The organism is Photobacterium makurazakiensis, from assembly GCF_050336715.1.
Classification (GTDB): domain Bacteria; phylum Pseudomonadota; class Gammaproteobacteria; order Enterobacterales; family Vibrionaceae; genus Photobacterium; species Photobacterium makurazakiensis.
Genome location: NZ_JAKJSJ010000069.1, coordinates 14741 through 33217, shown reverse-complemented (window position 1 = coordinate 33217; position 18477 = coordinate 14741). Strand labels below are relative to the sequence as shown.

Genomic DNA, 18477 nt, shown 5'->3' with positions numbered 1-18477 from the left:
ATATAGTATTTAATTGAGATAGTTTATGGTGTTTTTTTGCTCTTTTATCCACAAAATAGATAAAAAATAATGTCAAAAAAGTCCAAATAATCTGAGGAAAATCACTTATTTCGCTCAAAAAACACTCAATCATCTCCAGTCCGTGGCTTCAAATGACAAGAGGCTAATTAGCTCAACACCGTTAATTAGAGAGCTACAAACACTGTGCTACCCACTTTAATGGCAATGAACCATCAAGCTCACAGATCGCAATACAGCCAGCTAACTGTGCATTTGAGGGATAATTAGTTGCTAAGTGATAATAGGAAAAGTAACAAGGCTAGAATGATTGATTCTGCTTGAAGTAAGATAATAGAATGCGGGAGGTTGAAACTGGAGACTAATTGAACACGACATTACCTGCATTACATTGCACGGTTATGCAAAGTTTGAACGTTCGCTCGCCCTAGCCAACTAGAGCAAAATTTAGTGGCGTTATATGTTCTTCGTATTGATAAGCTTCTGTGCGGTCATTCATGACTTTAATGACATCACAGAATTTCATTTCTTTCGTAGAAGTTAGCGCTAATGGCTCTACATCAGCCAGCATGCACAGGCTTGCACAGCCGCTGTTTTCTACCACTAAGTAGTTTGCCTTTGCACTATCAGTATAAAGCGTAACAATATCAGCTTGCCTTGGTTGATAATCCCCTTCTGATTTCTTAAAAAACCAGCTCTTAGGCATTATCGGCTTATGAAAACGACTTGCTGCTACCGCGGTTAATGCCAACTCCACTTTACGTGGCCCTGAAAGCTCAAGACAAGCAATACCCTCAAGGAACGTTTGATAAACCGTTGCATCGTCCACTGTAAATGTGGCTTTCGCAAAAGATGAAGGAATAAGATGTTTTGTCGGAATAGCTACACGAAAAACCATGTCATCACCCAGATCTAACATCAAGGCGTCATCCTTTTGGTCGTAATACCACGTCCATGAGTTATTTGGCTTTAACACGTAATCGCTCCAAAATCAGTTCGTTATACAGCTTATCTAACGATTGAAACAAAACTTTAAAAGAATTTTACTGCGAATGCTGTAAATTAAAAGGGGAAAAATATTGGCGTATATACCGTTTAAATGCTGAAAGTTTGACAATATTTGGTCTTTCTTCGTTTTGTCATATCTCTTAATACAAAAAAAGTCGGTGCTTGCTTAAGCAAGACACCAACTTTTTCATCGCTAACCGTGTATAAATTAATTATTAGATGTTAGATACAATATCTTTAACTAATTTTGGACCATGGTAGATAAAACCAGAGTAAATTTGTACTAGGCTTGCACCAGCAGCCATCTTTTCACGCGCAGAAACCGCTGAATCAATACCGCCTACCCCAATAATAGGTAATGCGCCATCTAATTCTGTCGCCAGCATGCGAATGACTTCTGTACTACGGTTTTGAAGTGGACGGCCACTCAAGCCACCAGCTTCATCACAGTGAGGCATGTCTTTAACCAAAGAGCGATCGAGCGTTGTATTGGTACCAATAACACCGTCAATTTCATTTTTGATCAATGACTCAGCAATTTGCTTAATTTCGTGATCTTCAAGATCCGGTGCGATCTTTAATGTTAGAGGTACGTATTTACCATGTTTCTCTGCCAGCTCTTTTTGTTTCTCTTTTAACTGAGATAACAAGTCATCTAGCATTTCACCGTACTGAAGCGTACGAAGCCCTGGTGTATTAGGCGATGAGATGTTTACAACAATATAATGAGCGTACTGATATACCTTATCCATACAGATTAAGTAATCATCGACCCCTTTTTCGATAGGTGTATCTTTATTCTTACCTATATTAATACCGATTACACCGTCATACTTTGTCTTCTTAACATTTTCAACTAGGTTATCTACACCTAGATTGTTAAAACCAAAGCGGTTAATTATACCTTCTGCAGGAATAACACGGAATAAGCGAGGCTTATCATTACCCGATTGAGGACGCGGTGTAACTGTACCTACTTCAACAAAACCAAATCCCATCGCGCCAAATGCATCAATGCATTCACCGTTTTTATCCAAACCCGCAGCTAAGCCAACTGGGTTTTTGAATTTGATGCCCATTACTTCAACAGGACGATCAGGAACGTGCTGACGATAGAAAAGATCAAGAGGAGTGCCAGTAAAGCGAGAAAAGTTCTGAATAGCTAGATCGTGTGCCTTTTCAGCATCAAGCTGAAAAATAGCAGATCGAGCGAGGCGGTAAATCATTGTACCTCCTTAAAAAAGCCCCGTGTAAACGGGTGAACATTATTCACACTTTGTTAGTTAAATTCAAACGTTATTTTCAAGTTTATTCGCAAAAATAGCCTATATCTTTGTATTCAGTAGCCTAATAGCTAAAATTTAACCTTTATTACAATTAGACTTACGCGCATTAGAACGCAATCGTTTTCATTCCCGCGGCTAAATACATAAAAAAAGGCCATCTAGATTAACTAAATGGCCTACTTATCATCATTTTATGTAATAAACGGTGAAATTATTAACCGTTTTAGTACCGTTTCATAAGCTTTACGCGACAGAACGGCAATTTAAGTTAAGCAGCATTAGTTCACGTAATGCAACTGAGAACTTAGCAAATTCATGCGTTGTACCCACCTTAAATTCCGCTAATACGGTATTCCATCGCTGAATCGCTACTTGATGCTCATCCATCCAGCCTTCTATTAGTGCAGTGGCATCCGCACCTTCTAACCCGCTTGTAATAACCGCAGAGGTTAGCTGACGTTGTTGCCAATCTAGATCTTCACGGAACGATGCACGTGCTAGTGCCTGCCAGTGATTATCTACAGGCTGATTGTGTACCTGCTTTAAGAACCAGTGGAGTGACAAGTCAGCCCCAACAACAAAATAGACACGAGAGATAAAGTCGATATCTTTATCAAGCTCTTTCGCAATCTGTGCAATATCCATTGCTGAATACAAGCTGCTCAAACGCGCAATATTGTGTGCTAGTTCCGCTGGTACACCACTTTGGATCATCGCTTCGGCCTGATCGTTATGCTCTTGCACCTCTTCTATTACAAGGTAACTTTCAAGGTTATCGCGAAGCTTCAACACAACAGGTTGATAGAAAGAGATCATCTGCTCAATTCCCAACTTACGATCGCGGTTTCGCAAGATCCAGCGTGTTGCTCGTCGAAGCATACGGCGACAGCGATATAACACCTCGTATTGTACATCTGCAGATATTTCGTTATCTAACGCCCTAACCTGTTCGAAGAAGCTCTCAAAGTTGAACACCTCGCGGCTCACTGAGTACGCTGATGATATTTCAGCAACCGTTGCGCCTGTTTCTTCTTGTAGACGAGTTACGAAGTTACAACCCATTTCATTCGACATTTGATTGGCCAATGAAGTCGCAATCAACTCTTTGCGTAATGGGTGATGCTCCATTTGTGCACGGTATTTTTCCTGAAGCTCTTTCGGGAAATATGCCGGTAGCAGGCGTGCGTGGTATGGGTCATTAGCAATTTCGTCTGTTACTAACTCTTCTTTCAATACCATCTTGCCATAAGCAACCAGTACCGCCAATTCAGGGCGAGTTAAACCCATGCCTGACTTTTCACGCTCTGCCAGTGTGTCATCATCAGGCAAGTATTCGAGTGCGCGATCTAGCTTTCCATGCTTTTCTAAGTGGTGAATAAAGCGGATCTGCTCTTTTAGCAACTGTACTTGCTGCTGCTGAGTCACAGAAATAGACTCACTCTGGCAATACGCGTCATCAAGTACGATGTCACCCACTTCATCTTCCATGCGCTGCAGCAGTTCATTACGCTGCTTATAGGTAAGATCACCAGCAGCGACTAGGCTATTCAGTAAGATCTTAATATTGACTTCATTATCTGAGCAGTCAACACCACCTACGTTATCAATAAAGTCAGTGTTAACAAGGCAACCAGCCTTCGCCAGTTCCACACGGCCCAATTGAGTAAAGCCTAAGTTACCGCCTTCTCCAACCACCTTCGCACGCAGTTCACTACCATTTATACGTAATGCATCATTCGCTCGGTCACCGACATCAGCATGTGTTTCTGCCTGTGATTTAACATAGGTACCAATACCACCATTCCAAAGCAGGTCAACTTCCATGCAAAGGATTAAGCGAATAAGCTCATTTGGCGGCATTGATTGCTTACGTGTGCCTAGCAACTTTTGAATTTGTGGTGTCAGTTTGATCGACTTACTACGGCGAGAGAAGATCCCACCGCCCTCAGAGATCAAGCTTTGATCATAATCCTCCCAACTTGATCGTGGAAGATTAAACAATCGATCTCGTTCTTTCCAGCTGCTAGCTGAATCTGGATTTGGATCAATAAATATATGCATGTGGTTAAATGCCGCGACTAAGCGGATATGCTTAGATAACAACATACCGTTACCAAATACATCCCCTGCCATGTCACCAATACCTGCACAGGTGAAGTCAGTCGTTTGGCAATTAATACCCAATTCACGGAAGTGTCGTTTTACTGATTCCCATCCACCTTTGGCTGTAATACCCATTTGCTTATGGTCATAGCCATTTGAGCCACCGGAAGCAAATGCATCGGCTAACCAGAAGTTATAGTCTTCAGAGACTGAGTTCGCCAAATCAGAGAAAGTCGCAGTACCTTTATCGGCAGCAACAACCAAATACGGATCATCTTCATCATGACGAACAACATTGGCTGGTGGTATTAAGTCACCATCAATGATGTTATCTGTTACATCGAGTAATGCTCGAATAAAGCGCTTGTAGCAACGCTGACCTTCAGCCCAAATTTCTTCACGAGTCGATAGTTGTGGCTGACGCTTACAAACGAAACCACCTTTTGCACCAACAGGTACAATAACGGTATTTTTAACTTGTTGCGCTTTTACTAAGCCAAGAATTTCGGTGCGGAAATCTTCTTGTCGGTCTGACCAACGTAGGCCACCACGTGCAACTTTACCACCACGCAGATGAACACCTTCAATATCTGGCGCGTAGACAAATATTTCAAAGAATGGGACAGGTGCTGGGATCTCAGGGATTTCAGATGGTCGCAGTTTTAACGATAACCAAGGCTTCGGTAAGCCATTCTCGTTAAGTTGATAATAGTTAGTACGTTGAGTCGCCAGGATCATATCCATATAGCGGCGAATGATACGGTCATCATCAAGGCTTTCGACATGCTCAAGCTTATTGTTTAACTTAGCGATCAAGTCTTGTTCTGCTTTTTCACTGTGTTTCAATGCAGGATCAAAGCGCAGGCTAAACAACTTTACAAGGTCTCTAGCTAGATCACTATGACCTGAAAGTGTCTCTTCAATATAGTGCTGGCTAAATGGGAAACCAACTTGTCGCATATAACGAGCAAAACTACGTAAAATGGTAATTTCACGTCCTGTTAGCCCTGCACATAATACCAAGCGGTTAAAGCCATCACTTTCTATCTCGCCATGCCAAATAGCAGAGAATGCTTCTTGGAAGCGATCGCGGGCTTCGCTAAGATCGATCCCCGTGCAGGCATTATGTAACATAGCAAAATCAAGGATCCAATATACCGTACCACTTGCTGTGACCACTTGGTATGGTGATTCTCCGATAACACGTAAGCCAAGGTTTTCAAGCATTGGCATCACATCGGATAAATGAATTGGTTCATCGCGATGGAATAGCTTAAGTTTTACAAATCGAGAGTCAGCGGCTTCCTCCTGAGGGCGATAGAACAGCATGCCTAACTTATTGTCTTCACTTAAGCTCTCAAGCTGTTCGATATCCGCAACTGCCGAGCCAGAAAGCATCTGCTCTTTATAAGAACGAGGAAATGCACGAGCATAATTTTTTGCCAATAAAGTCCCTTGGCTTTCACCAAAGTTTGCCGTTAAAGACCCACTTAACCTGTCTTCCCATGAAGATGCAGACTCAACCAAATTATGCTCAATCGCTTTAACATCAACATCGAAATTATTGTTGTCTACGCGCACGATATAATGCGTCCTCGCTAACGGACTTTCAGAGAAGAAAGTGGTGAATTCAACATTTTCAGCTGAACCGAAGTATTCTTTTAAAATCTCTTGTGTTTTACTTCGCAACTCGGTGTTATAGCGCTCTTTAGTTACATATACCATGCAAGAGAAAAAACGACCGAATGGGTCACGACGAACAAACAAGCGTAAAAGATCTCGATCCTGCATTTGAACAACACCGCAGCCTACATCCAGCATTTCTTTTTCATTTGCTTGGATCAACTCATCACGAGGGTAAGTTTCAAGTAGGTTATTCAATGCTTTCCATGAATGCGATCCTGATGGGAAACGGCTTGATTCAAGGATGCGTGAAACTTTGTCACTGATCAGTGGAATGTTCATCGCCGTTTGGTGATACGCCGTGGATGCGTAAAGGCCGGTAAAACGGTGCTCCCCAACCACATTACCGTCTTTATCAAAACGCTTAATGCCGATGTAATCGGTATAAGCTGGACGGTGAATTTTAGATTTACCATTACTCTTCGTTAAAATAAGTAACTCAGGCTTACGCGCTTCGAGACGTGCTGATTCTGGTAATTGAGAAAGGCGGAGGGTTCTAACTTGTTTTTCTTTACTGAGTAGCCCTAGCCCCTTCTCTTGGCACGGACGAAGTTCATAATCCCCTTCGATTGGCACTAAGTCATATTGGTGATACCCCATAAATGTAAAATTATGATGAGTAACCCAATCAAGAAATTCAATCGCTTCTTTACGGTGTTTTTTATTCACCGGAAAATCCGCTTTCTTAAGATCTTCAACAATACTCTGCATTTTTATTTGCATTGATTGCCAATCATTTACGACTAAATCAATATCTTGCATCACTTGTTCGAGTTCTTGTTTTAGTGATTCAAGTTCTTGTTTGTCGTTTAGACGATCCACCTCTATGTGAAAAAGCGTTTGAAGATCTCCATCTTTACCACAGGCTTCAGAGATCGCGCCTTTATTATCACGCTTAAAGTAATACGGACCATTCAACATTAAATGACTCGTCATACCTAAACGCGTTAAGGTCATTCGTACCGAATCAACAAGAAATGGTCGATCAGGTGTTACAATTTCAACGACCGTATGCGTTGACTGCCAACCATATCGACTCAACGTCGGGTTATACACTCGAACAGAAATTTGATTTGGTTTATTTTGTACTAGGTGGTGCCATAAACTTAGCACAGCACCATAAAGGTCAGATTCATTCCGTTGAAGCAGATCATCATCTGCAAGTTGTCCTAACAATCGTTGAGCAAACACTTCTACTAATGGCTGCTGAGGAGACTCAATCTTATCCTGGATTAAGCCATACACTTTCTCTAGCAGTACCGGCACTATAGGGTCAGGTGCGGTCATAGCAATGCTCCATCGTTTTATTTTATCAATCAAGTATAGAGTTTTATAAAAATTTCATAGGCAAATTCAAAGAATTTAATCTATGAGATTCTTTCCCGTTGCGATTGCTATTGTAGGGTGTTTTGTTGCGAACAGGTTACGTTAATATCACTGTATGGGAAGGAAAAAATCGAATATGTGACTGAGGTAAAGATTTTGACTGGTCGGATTATCTAAGGATGCTGAAAATAGCATCAAACAGTTAACCATACTTTATATGTTGATATAACTGTCTATTTTTAAGGTTATTTTTTCTAATCTCAATCAACGATAAAAATAATCGCTACGGCTTTAGAAATGACCGTATATTCTTAATAAACTCACTCAAAAGTCCCCATTCACTGAATAGTTTGTTAACAAATGGGTACCTTATCATTACGCAATTTTTTCTATGCCTTGTAAACGGTTATCGGTATTAACTGTTACTCGAAAGCGGCCTTTTATCCCAATTTGAGTAAGAAATGGTCTAAATCTTGATGCGGGTAATTGAAGCTTTAGTCCGTTATCCGTCCGAACAACAACGGTGCTTGCGGCGCCTGAGTAATGGTTCAGGAAATCTTGATAAGAAATATATGCTGAAAATGTATAACACTGCATGATTAATTGGGTTGCTCAATATATAAAGATACAGGGGCAAATATTTTGCCCCTGTAGAGTTAGTTTTTAAAGCTCGAGTGCTTTCTGCACTTTTTCAAATAAATCTTTCGCAAGATTATCTAATTGAGATAGCTTCTCTAGTTCTGCACGCATCATTGCTTGACGTTGTTCATCATACTGGCGGTATTTCAGAAACGGTTCAATCAATCGAGACGCAACTTGTGGGTTACTACTATTCAAGGTTGTTAGTATTTCACCAAGAAATTGATAACCAGAACCATCTTTCGCATGAAAATGAATAGGGTTATTCGCACAGAAGCTCGCCACTAAACTGCGTGTACGGTTAGGGTTTTTCAGGTCAAATGTAGGATGATTCATGGTATCACGCACATTTTCCATGGCATTTTTAGCAGGGTTTTTACCTTGCAAAATAAACCATTTATCCATGACCAATCCATCGTGGGTCCACTTATCACTGAAGTCACTCATTTGCGCCTCACGACAAGTTAGCTCAGCATCATTTGCAACAGCCATTGCTGCCATAGTATCTGTCATGTTATCTGATTCACGATACTGTTTACTTACGAGCGCATTACCTTTTTCAGTATTCGCTAAGTAAGCTAAGCAAGTATTACGTAAAGCGCGCTTGGCCATTGCAGTATGATCAACACTATACTGCCCTTGTGAAAGAGAGTGATAAATCGCACTGAATTCATCTGTCATTTCAGTGGCCAGCACAGCTTCAAATTCACCAACTGCCTTGTGAATAGCATCAACATCGACCATTTCATACCAACCTGCAATCTCATTCTCGCTTGGCAGAGTTAGCATTTCAGCAATGAAGGCCGGGTCCAATTTCTCATCAAGTAATACACCACGGAAGGCATCAACGACTGAACTTGGCAGTTCAAAGCTTTCGTTCTGCTGTAAGCGCATTACATTTTGTTTAATGTATTTAGCCAACAAAATTTGGCCAGCGTCCCAACGCGCAAATTCATTACGTGCATGTACCATCAAGAAAGCGAGTTCTTCATCGGTATAATCATATTCCAGTACAACAGGTGCTGAAAACTCACGAAGCATAGAGATCACAGGCTGCTCTGTGATGTTCTCAAACTCAAACACATGCTCTTCTTCTGTGATATTAAGCACATTATGAATAGCATTACCGTCACACTGTAACGCTACAACCTCTCCTTGCTGGTTATAAAGTTCGATATCAAACGGGATATGTAATGGTTGCTTGTCTTTCTGCCCTGCGGTTTCAGGTGTATGCTGCTTAATTGTGACGCGGTAACTGTTTTTTCCTGAGAGATATTCAGTCTCTACATTCACAACTGGTGTACCAGATTGACTATACCAACGACGGAAACGCGCTAAGCAAATACCCGACGCTTCTTCCATTGCTTGTACGAAGTCATCACATGTTGCTGCAGTTCCATCATGACGTTCGAAATAGAGCTTCATGCCCGCTTGGAAATTCTCTTCACCCAGTAAGGTATGCATCATTCGAATGACTTCACTGCCCTTCTCATACACAGTTAATGTATAGAAGTTATTCATTTCAATGACTTTATCTGGACGAATTGGATGTGACATCGGGCCACGATCTTCGGCAAACTGTGGGCCACGCATAATACGAACATTATTGATTCGGTTGACAGCACGCGAGCCTAAATCAGATGAGAACTCTTGATCGCGAAATACAGTTAAGCCTTCTTTCAAACTTAATTGGAACCAATCACGGCAAGTTACTCGGTTACCCGTCCAGTTATGAAAATACTCGTGACCAATAACAGCTTCTATGCCTTGGTAGTCAGTATCTGTTGCCGTTTTAGGATTCGCCAAAACGTACTTTGAATTAAAGACATTAAGCCCTTTGTTCTCCATTGCCCCCATGTTGAAGAAATCAACAGCGACAATCATATAGATATCAAGATCATACTCTAACCCAAAGCGCTCTTCATCCCACTTCATCGAGTTGATTAATGAGGTCATCGCATAGTCAGCGCGGTCTAAATTGCCTTTATCAACAAAGATTTCCAAATCAACCGACTTACCACTCACGGTGGTGTATTGATCTTTTAGTACATCAAAATCACCTGCAACCAAGGCAAACAAATAGCTTGGCTTAGGGAATGGGTCTTTCCATTCAACCCAATGACGGCCGTTATCTAAATCACCACCATCAACACGATTACCATTACTTAACAGGTATGGGTATTGTGCTTTATCAGCAATTACTTTTGTCGTGAAGCGCGCCAACACATCGGGGCGATCCAGGTAGTACGTAATACGACGGAAACCTTCTGCCTCACACTGCGTACAAAATGCTCCACCTGATTTATACAAACCTTCTAATAACGTGTTCGCCTCTGGATTAACATCGGTTTCTATTAATAATTCACACTCTGCCGGAAGGTTATTGATTGTTAAACCAGCGTCACCTTCAACAAAATCAGCCCAAGCTTGTCCATCGACTTCAACGCGAACCAGTTTAAGTCCATCACCATCGAGCACTAATGGTGGATTTTGACCGGAAAGTTTTTTTACCGTATTAACTGCTACTACTCTTGTCGCAGTGTCATGAAGATCAAATTCTAATGAAATGTCTGTTATTGTGAACTCTGGTGACTGATAGTCTGAACGGTATTTTACCGTTGGCTGCATTGTTGTTGGTTGTTCGGCCATGTTTATTCCTTATGATTCAGCACTTATTCTTTTCCACACAATGCAGAGAGACTCCCTCCACCTGTGGTTAACCCCATTATTCTGCCTTTATACAAACGTGACAAGAACAACACTTTGATTTGGCGATATATTTCTCATTTCGACCATTGATTGTTGGTTCTTCAATCATTTAATCACAATCATGTTTTTCACTTAATTGTTATTAGCTTACTATATATACGATAAAAAACAGGCAGGACTATTTATAACGTATAAGTAGATAGTTAAATCTTAAAATTAACGCCAACAGCCATACCTCACCTTTGCCACTTTTAAAAAAAACGTCTATTTGACACATTTTGAACCACTGTTGGCCGAAAATGAGGTAAAATCCCCGGATTGCAAAAAACAACTACCACACGTTATGAATCATTTTGGACACATCGGGATTATCGACTCCCTACTTGACACCGACGCATATAAGCTACATATGCAGCAAGCAATCTTTCATCAATATCCAAATATTGACGCGGTTGCAGAATTCCACTGCAGGAGTCAAGAAGATCTGCGCCCGTACGGCCAACAGATTCAAGACCATATTAATCGTATTGGTGGGTTATCATTCACAGATGAAGAGATCGACTATCTATCAACGTTGAGCTTTTTTCAATTTGATTACCTTGAGTACCTGAAAACATTCAAGCTAAAAAGTGAACAAGTTCGTGTAGATACATCTGGTAGCCAACTAGCAATTACTATTGAAGGTAATTGGATTGATATAATCCTTTGGGAAGTCCCATTACTGGCCATCATTTGTGAAGTACGTTCTGCTGAATGCTATCCAAATACAAAAACAGAAGAAGCAATCCAACAACTGAAACTGAAACTGGCTGACTTTTATAAAAAGGCAGAAGGAACAGATTTAAGTGGTTTTTCATTGGTCGACTTTGGTACACGTCGTCGTTTTTCTAGAGATGTTCACCATCAGGTTGTTGATTACTTAAAAGATAATATGCCTGAATTTAAAGGGACCTCTAACTATCATTTGGCGCGTACTCGTCAACTTACCCCTGTTGGTACACAAGCTCATGAATGGTTTCAGGCTCATCAGCAACTGTCAGGTGAACTTGCTGATTCACAGCAACTGGCACTAAACCGTTGGCTACAGGCCTACCCCGATTCACTCGGTATCGCATTAACTGATTGCATTAATATGGATGCTTTTTTGCGTGATTTTGATTTGCGTCTTTCCGAGCGGTTTGTGGGTCTTCGTCATGACAGTGGTGATCCAATTGCTTGGGGTGAAAAAGCCATTGCCCATTATGAGTCTTTGGGTATTGACCCAAAAACTAAGCTCTTGGTTTTTTCTGATAGCCTAACGCTTGATAAAGCATTAACAATTTACAAGCATTTTGCTCATCGTATTCATACCAGTTTTGGTATTGGTACTCAGTTAACGTGCGACCTACCTAATGTTAAAACACTCAATGTTGTTATCAAACTAACGGAGTGTGAAGGCCGCCCTGTCGCCAAAATTTCCGATGAGCCAGGTAAAAGTATTTGCCGAGATGAAAACTATTTAACCCGGTTACGTCAAGCATTCAAAATTGTTAGCTAACATCACTTGCTTTGGTTAAATAGAACCCAATAAAAAAGCTTGTTTACACTCTTTCTTATGAAGAATATAGACAAGCTGTTTTGTGCTCGACTTGTGCTAAGCGTACTTAATCTCCTAATTACTCACGCTGCATAACGGCTTCCATTCCAAACTGTTTATTTGATAGTGTTAAAGTATCGCTACCCAGTAAAAACTGACTATCTTGCTGACCGTCTTCATAAATTAAGACAATACGATCATCTTCAATGAAATAGATACCACGGTGTTCTTTCTTCTGGCCATTTTTGCCCGATACTTCGGCAGAAAATAAAAAGTCAGGACGTAATGAAATGGCTAATTCAGAAACAACTTCCCCCACATCTTTCCCTGTTATTTTTGAAGAGCGCCAGTTACCCGGTAAATTTTCAGGTGCGAGTTTGGTAAAACGAGCGCCATCTAAAAGAAATTGGTTATAGCTCAACATATAACTATGCTGTTGTTCTGGCTGACCACGAGACAAAAAAGTGACCGTCGATTCGTCAATATCGTACGTGCCATCCCACTCTTCGACACTCCCATCAACTTGCAATAAACGAATTACAAAGCGATAGTTTGATTTGAACTTTATATTCATGGCACGATAACTCGCACCTTCACTATCAACCCCCTCTTCTGTATTACTAAACCAATACCAATCTCCCAGTAATAAGGGGTAATCAAACTCAGTTAAATCTTCAGCTGACAACTGCGAACTAAAAGATGTAAAAAAAAGCGTTATAGCAAGTAAAGTGGATTTCAACATTCGGATTCCCTCAGCACAATTCGAGCATCTACATTAACCCTAGACGGCTTCATTTGATGCTGATGAGAAATTTGATGAATATCACACTATTTAAATTGCACGTCTCAAAGGTGAAACAATTTTTCAAACAAAAAAAACGGCACCTTGTTAGGTGCCGTTTGAATTTCAAGGGTTTAGAGCTTAACCTTGTGCTTTTGCTAGATCAGCTGTTATTGCTAAGGCTTCATCTAGATAGGCATCAGGAGCCTCATAATCTTTTGGTACGTCATCTAACGTAGCAAACAATTTTTCACCAAGCACCTTTTGACGCTTATTCAAACGAACCAGTCGGTCATTATCAGCTTGGTCTTGCTCAGCGATACGCGTTTTCTCATTAAGAGAAATTGTATTGATATCTTTTTCAGTTTTATATTTCTCAATGTCTTTGAGAATAAAACCAAATTCCATATCACTATTAATACGCGCATCATGCTTTGTTTTCAAACTCGGTAATAACGATGAGAAATTATATAACTTCTCATAGCTTGCCGGTTTAATACTATCCCACGGTAATGCATTATCCTCGACACTTTCACCGGTTTCCGATGGGTCGACAGCACTTGGGAAAGCAAGATCAGGCACAACGCCTAAATTCTGAGTACTACCACCATTAATACGGTAGAACTTTTGAATTGTGTATTGAACATGACCTAATGGTTTGTCGAATAAATCATAAATATGATTGAGAGAACGATGCTGCTGAACCGTACCTTTACCAAATGATTGCTCACCGAGTACAACTGCTCGACCATAGTCTTGCATTGCCGCTGCAAAAATTTCAGAAGCCGATGCACTATAGCGATTAACCAATACTGTTAATGCTCCATCAAAATAAACGCGATCATCAGAATCACCATTTACTTTAACGCGCCCATAGCTATCACGAACCTGAACAACTGGGCCACTATTAATGAATAACCCCGTTAATGCAGTGGCTTCAGTTAAGGCACCACCACCATTATTTCGCAGATCAATAACAACACCATCGACTTGTTGGTCGTTCAATGTTGCAAGTTCTTTCTTGGTGTCTTCAGACAAGCCAACGTAGAAGCTTGGTATTTCAATGATACCAATTTTCTTACCTTGACTGGTTTTCACCTCTGATTTAACAGCGCGGTCTTCCAGTCGAATCTTGTCACGAATAATAGTTACATCGTAACTTTTGGCGTTACTCCCTTCCGGCAGTATTTCTAGCTTAACTTTACTGCCTTTAGGTCCTTTAATGAGTTGCACAACATCGTCAAGACGCCAACCGATAACATCGACAACATCTTTACCATCTTGTGCCACACCAACAATACGGTCACCTGCCGCTAGTTTTTTGGATGCCGAAGCAGGGCCACCAGCAACTAAAGAACGAATAACGGTGTAATCATCAACCACCTGTAATACAGCCCCAATTCCTTCTAAAGACAGGTTCATCTCTGACTGGAATTGTTCAGCGTTACGTGGTGACAAATAACTGGTATGAGGGTCAACTTCACGTGCGAATGCATTCATGTAAATTTGAAATACATCTTCACTGTGAGTCTGAGTCAAACGCTTGAGTGCATTATTATAACGCTTACCCAATGTTTCGTTAATTTCGTCCCACTCTTTACCCGCTAACGTCAAATTCAACGCATCGTATTTAACACGTTTACGCCAAATTTCATTTAACTCATTACGATCTTTTGCCCATTCCATTTCAGAACGGTCTAAAGACATTTCTTCATTCGTATCAAACTTAATTTCACGGTCGAGAAGAGTTAAAGCATATTGGTAGCGGTCATAACGACGCTTAAGCAACGTATTAAAAATATCGAAAGCCGCTGATGTATCCCCTCGTTTGAGTTGATCATCTAACTGGTTTTCCCATTTTTCAAACTGCTTAATATCGGATGAAGTCAGGAAGCTTTTATTGAAGTCCAGCATTTCGATATAACGATCGAAAACACTGGCCGAGAAATTATCATCAAGTGAAAACTGCTTATAATGCGAGCGAGTAAAACGTGAAGCAACTCGCTTACTGGCAGTTGCATGCTGTTTTTCAGGCGCTAACTGCGGCAGATCACTTAATGAATACTTAGCCTCTAGGGCTTGAGCTGAAGCTGCTAGCATCATGCCAGCAGCTATCAGTGAGAAACGGAATCGACAGTTCATGCGTCGAGCATTCTCCTTTATGAACGCAGGTGCTCCGCTTTAACTACCATGGTTAGACCATTTGATAGACGAACACGCACATCGTCCTTATTAATTTCAACAATAGTTGCCGGCATGTTGCCAGTACCCATGTTAACACTAATATTTTTGCCAACAACGACTTCGTCAGCAGTTAGTGCACGGGTTGTTTCAACAGGCTTTTTATTTATCTTAGACGTTTTTGGCTTAGTGTTCTTTGGTTTAGCTGATTTTGCACGAATTTTTTTCGTATTCGCTTCACCATCTTTGCTTGCAGCCGCTTTTGCTTCTGCTTGCTCTTTACGACGAGCGCGAACTTTTGCCTTGCTTTCTTCAAGGGCATTTTTCGCGTGATCAACGTGTTCTTGTTCTAACACACCACACTCGTTGCCATCAAGGTCAACACGGTTTGCACCGGCTTTCACACCGTGAAGGTAACGCCAGGAAGAAGTATATTGACGCAGCGCTGTACGCAACTGAGTTTTACTTACTTTTGGGTCTTCGTTTAGGCGTTCTGCCAAATCTTGGAAGATACCAATTTTAAGTGGCTTCGCTTCACCTTCAACAGTAAAACAGCTAGGGAAACGCTCAGCAATATAGGCAATGACTTCTTTACTGTTCGTTAGCTTTTCAGAGTTTTCCATGGACTTTCCTGACAAAAGCGAGTCTTCCTCGCCATTAGTACTTTAATTAAAAAGAAATTGTTCCGCTATTATAGTTACCTAACGCTGAAAAACCACCGAAAGCATACAATTAGAGCCTTTTTTGTAGTTCTTCTAACAAAGAAACTAATCCATCTTCATCTAATTGGTTAAATCTTGATAGATTCGGGCTGTCAATATCCAATACACCGTAAAGTTCGCCCTTCACTGTGAATGGAATTACAATCTCGGAGTTACTTGCAGCATCACAAGCAATATGCCCCTCAAACTGATGAACATCATCAATACGTTGCACACTATTTTCAGCTATCGCTGTTCCACATACGCCTCGACCAACAGGAATACGTACACACGCCGGTTTACCTTGGAATGGGCCGAGAACTAACTGTTCACCTTTAAGAATATAAAAGCCAACCCAGTTAATATCTTCTAACTCCATTGCCAGTAACGCACTAATATTAGACATATTAGCAATAAGATCTGACTCACCGTCAATCAAAGCAACTGCCTGCTTGGTGAGTGTATTGTAATTAACAGATCGATTTTCCATGGCTTACTCCTTCTATAGCCGTTAGAATGGCACCTCTATCAATAATAGGAATCATTATCATTGTGAAAGGCAATTCAAACCAAATGATTAACTGGTCTTGGCTATTAAAGCAAGCAAAACATCATCGTCCTCGGTTAATCGTCGCCAATATTATCGCGATCCTTGCAACACTCGTGAGTGTGCCTATCCCTCTTCTTATGCCTTTAATGGTTGATGAGATCCTGCTCGATAAACCTGCGGGTGGTATCGACTTTCTTAACCATTTCCTTCCTGAGTCAGTACAACAACCAACTGCCTATATTCTATTAGTGCTTTTATTTGTTGTTCTAATGCGCATTGGTGGACAAGCTTTAAACATTCTGCAAAGTCGTCAATTCACCCTGGTAGCAAAAGACATTACTTACCATTTACGCCAACACCTTATCGATAAACTGGGTCGCATTAGTATGCGCCAGTATGAAGAGAGAGGTAGCGGTGGCATTACATCTCACCTTATTACTGATGTCGAAACCATCGACAAATTTGTTGGCGATACCTTAAGCCGTTTTCTAGTAGGGCTATTGACGGTTATCGGGACTGCCGCAATTTTGCTTTGGTTAAATTGGCAACTTGGTTTGTTTATTTTATTGGTTAACCCTGTTGTTGTTTATGCCTCAAAACTAATGGGAAATCGCGTTAAAACCCTTAAGAAGAAAGAAAACCAAGCGTTTGAAAAATTCCAACAACGTTTAGTCGAAACGCTAGACGGCATATACCAATTACGGGCAGCTAACCGTGAACGTGAATTTCTTACTCAGTTAAAGTCAAACGCTAATGACATTCGCCATGACGCTGATAAATACGCTTGGCAATCAGAAGCGGCGGGACGCATTTCATTTTTATTGTTCTTAGTTGGGTTTGAGCTTTTCCGTGCAATGGCAATGATTATGGTGCTTTTCTCCGATCTTTCAATCGGACAAATGTTTGCTGTTTTTGGCTATCTATGGTTCATGCTTGGTCCTGTGCAAGAATTGTTGGGAATTCAATTTGCCTGGTATAGCGCATCTGCTGCTATGCAACGTCTAAATGGTTTGATTGAGATTGAAGAAGAAGTTCGCCCAGTACAAACAGTTGATCCTTTCAACAAAGAACAGACAGTTAATATCGAACTTCAAAACATTCACTTTTCTTACGATGAAGACAAAGAAGTACTGCATGGACTAACCCTCTCGATACCAGCTGGAAAACGCGTTGCTTTAGTCGGGGCATCTGGAGGTGGTAAATCAACGCTAATACAACTACTGCTTGGTATCTATCAAAAGAGCCAAGGTGAAATACTTGTCAATGGCTACCCTATCGAAAGCGTAAGCTACGAAGCACTGCGTAATAAAATGGCCGTGGTATTGCAACACCCTGTGTTATTTAACGATACGATGCGCCATAACCTCACATTAGGTGGTCACTTTACTGACGAGCAATTATGGCATGCCTTAGAAATTGCCCAAATGACCGATGTAACCCAAAGGTTAACTGAAGGATTGGATACTGAAATAGGGCGTCAGGGAATTAAACTGTCAGGGGGACAGCGTCAGCGCCTTGCAATTGCCCGTATGGTTTTAGCAAACCCTGAATTTGTTATTCTGGATGAAGCAACATCGGCGCTAGATACCGCAACGGAAGCCGCACTTCACCATGCATTAAACCAATTTCTGAAGGACAGAACGACACTCATCGTGGCTCACCGCTTATCGGCAGTGAAACAAGCTGACATCATTTATGTACTTGAAGATGGCGAGGTAAGCCAAAGTGGTACCCATAACCAATTGGTGAATGAAACCGGTTTGTACCAAACGCTATATGGGCCTGTGCAATCGGCAGAGTCGACACTTTATGAAGCCCAAGGTGAAGTATCAGTAGCAAGAATCAACGGAAAATAATATAGTGTTCAGTTCGAATTAATGATGATTAACCAAGAGCATATACCTAATAAATCAGTG

At 41.0% G+C, this 18477-nt stretch carries 11 protein-coding genes; 2 read left to right on the top strand and 9 right to left on the bottom strand.

All coding sequences use genetic code 11. The features are described from left to right. Nucleotides 1-445: 445 nt before the first annotated feature. From L4D09_RS24370 to pepN, 5 genes are all read right to left on the bottom strand, one after another. Nucleotides 446-994, bottom strand: coding sequence for a cell division protein ZapC (locus tag L4D09_RS24370; protein ID WP_428460139.1), 549 nt, complete (start codon nt 992-994; stop codon nt 446-448). A gap of 247 nt (nt 995-1241) precedes the next feature. Further along, the gene (pyrD, locus tag L4D09_RS24365; RefSeq protein WP_428460138.1) at nt 1242-2252 is read right to left on the bottom strand and encodes a quinone-dependent dihydroorotate dehydrogenase; all 1011 of its coding nucleotides are present in this window, start codon (nt 2250-2252) and stop codon (nt 1242-1244) included. 303 nt (nt 2253-2555) lie between these two features. Beyond that, nucleotides 2556-7385 (bottom strand): NAD-glutamate dehydrogenase, encoded by a 4830-nt coding sequence (locus L4D09_RS24360; RefSeq protein ID WP_428460137.1) that lies wholly within the window; start codon nt 7383-7385, stop codon nt 2556-2558. A 414-nt stretch (nt 7386-7799) separates the two neighbouring features. Then, entirely contained in the window at nt 7800-8021 is a 222-nt protein-coding gene (locus L4D09_RS24355) for a DUF2835 domain-containing protein (protein WP_428460136.1), read from the bottom strand. A gap of 66 nt (nt 8022-8087) precedes the next feature. Beyond that, nucleotides 8088-10712 carry an aminopeptidase N gene (gene pepN / locus L4D09_RS24350; protein ID WP_428460135.1) on the bottom strand — a complete coding sequence of 875 codons (2625 nt, stop codon included), beginning with the start codon at nt 10710-10712 and terminating at the stop codon, nt 8088-8090. 403 nt (nt 10713-11115) lie between these two features. Here pepN and pncB point away from each other — a divergent pair, with 403 nt between their 5' ends. Further along, the gene (pncB, locus tag L4D09_RS24345; protein WP_428460134.1) at nt 11116-12309 is read left to right on the top strand and encodes a nicotinate phosphoribosyltransferase; all 1194 of its coding nucleotides are present in this window, start codon (nt 11116-11118) and stop codon (nt 12307-12309) included. Between the two features lie 118 nt (nt 12310-12427). On the opposite strand, the gene L4D09_RS24340 is transcribed toward pncB, so the two are convergent. The 4 genes from L4D09_RS24340 to L4D09_RS24325 form a co-directional block, all read right to left on the bottom strand. Then, nucleotides 12428-13090: a lipocalin-like domain-containing protein gene (locus tag L4D09_RS24340; RefSeq protein ID WP_428460133.1), complete on the bottom strand. Its 663-nt coding sequence runs from the start codon at nt 13088-13090 to the stop codon at nt 12428-12430. A 180-nt stretch (nt 13091-13270) separates the two neighbouring features. After that, nucleotides 13271-15271, bottom strand: coding sequence for a carboxy terminal-processing peptidase (prc, locus tag L4D09_RS24335; RefSeq protein WP_428460132.1), 2001 nt, complete (start codon nt 15269-15271; stop codon nt 13271-13273). Nucleotides 15272-15288: 17 nt separating this feature from the next. Continuing rightward, the gene (gene proQ / locus L4D09_RS24330; RefSeq protein WP_428460131.1) at nt 15289-15933 is read right to left on the bottom strand and encodes an RNA chaperone ProQ; all 645 of its coding nucleotides are present in this window, start codon (nt 15931-15933) and stop codon (nt 15289-15291) included. 109 nt (nt 15934-16042) lie between these two features. Next, on the bottom strand, nt 16043-16501 hold the full coding sequence (locus tag L4D09_RS24325; protein WP_428460130.1) for a GAF domain-containing protein: 459 nt from the start codon (nt 16499-16501) through the stop codon (nt 16043-16045). An 83-nt stretch (nt 16502-16584) separates the two neighbouring features. Here L4D09_RS24325 and L4D09_RS24320 point away from each other — a divergent pair, with 83 nt between their 5' ends. Continuing rightward, nucleotides 16585-18417: an ABC transporter ATP-binding protein gene (locus L4D09_RS24320; protein ID WP_428460129.1), complete on the top strand. Its 1833-nt coding sequence runs from the start codon at nt 16585-16587 to the stop codon at nt 18415-18417. The last annotated feature ends 60 nt before the right edge of the window (nt 18418-18477 follow it).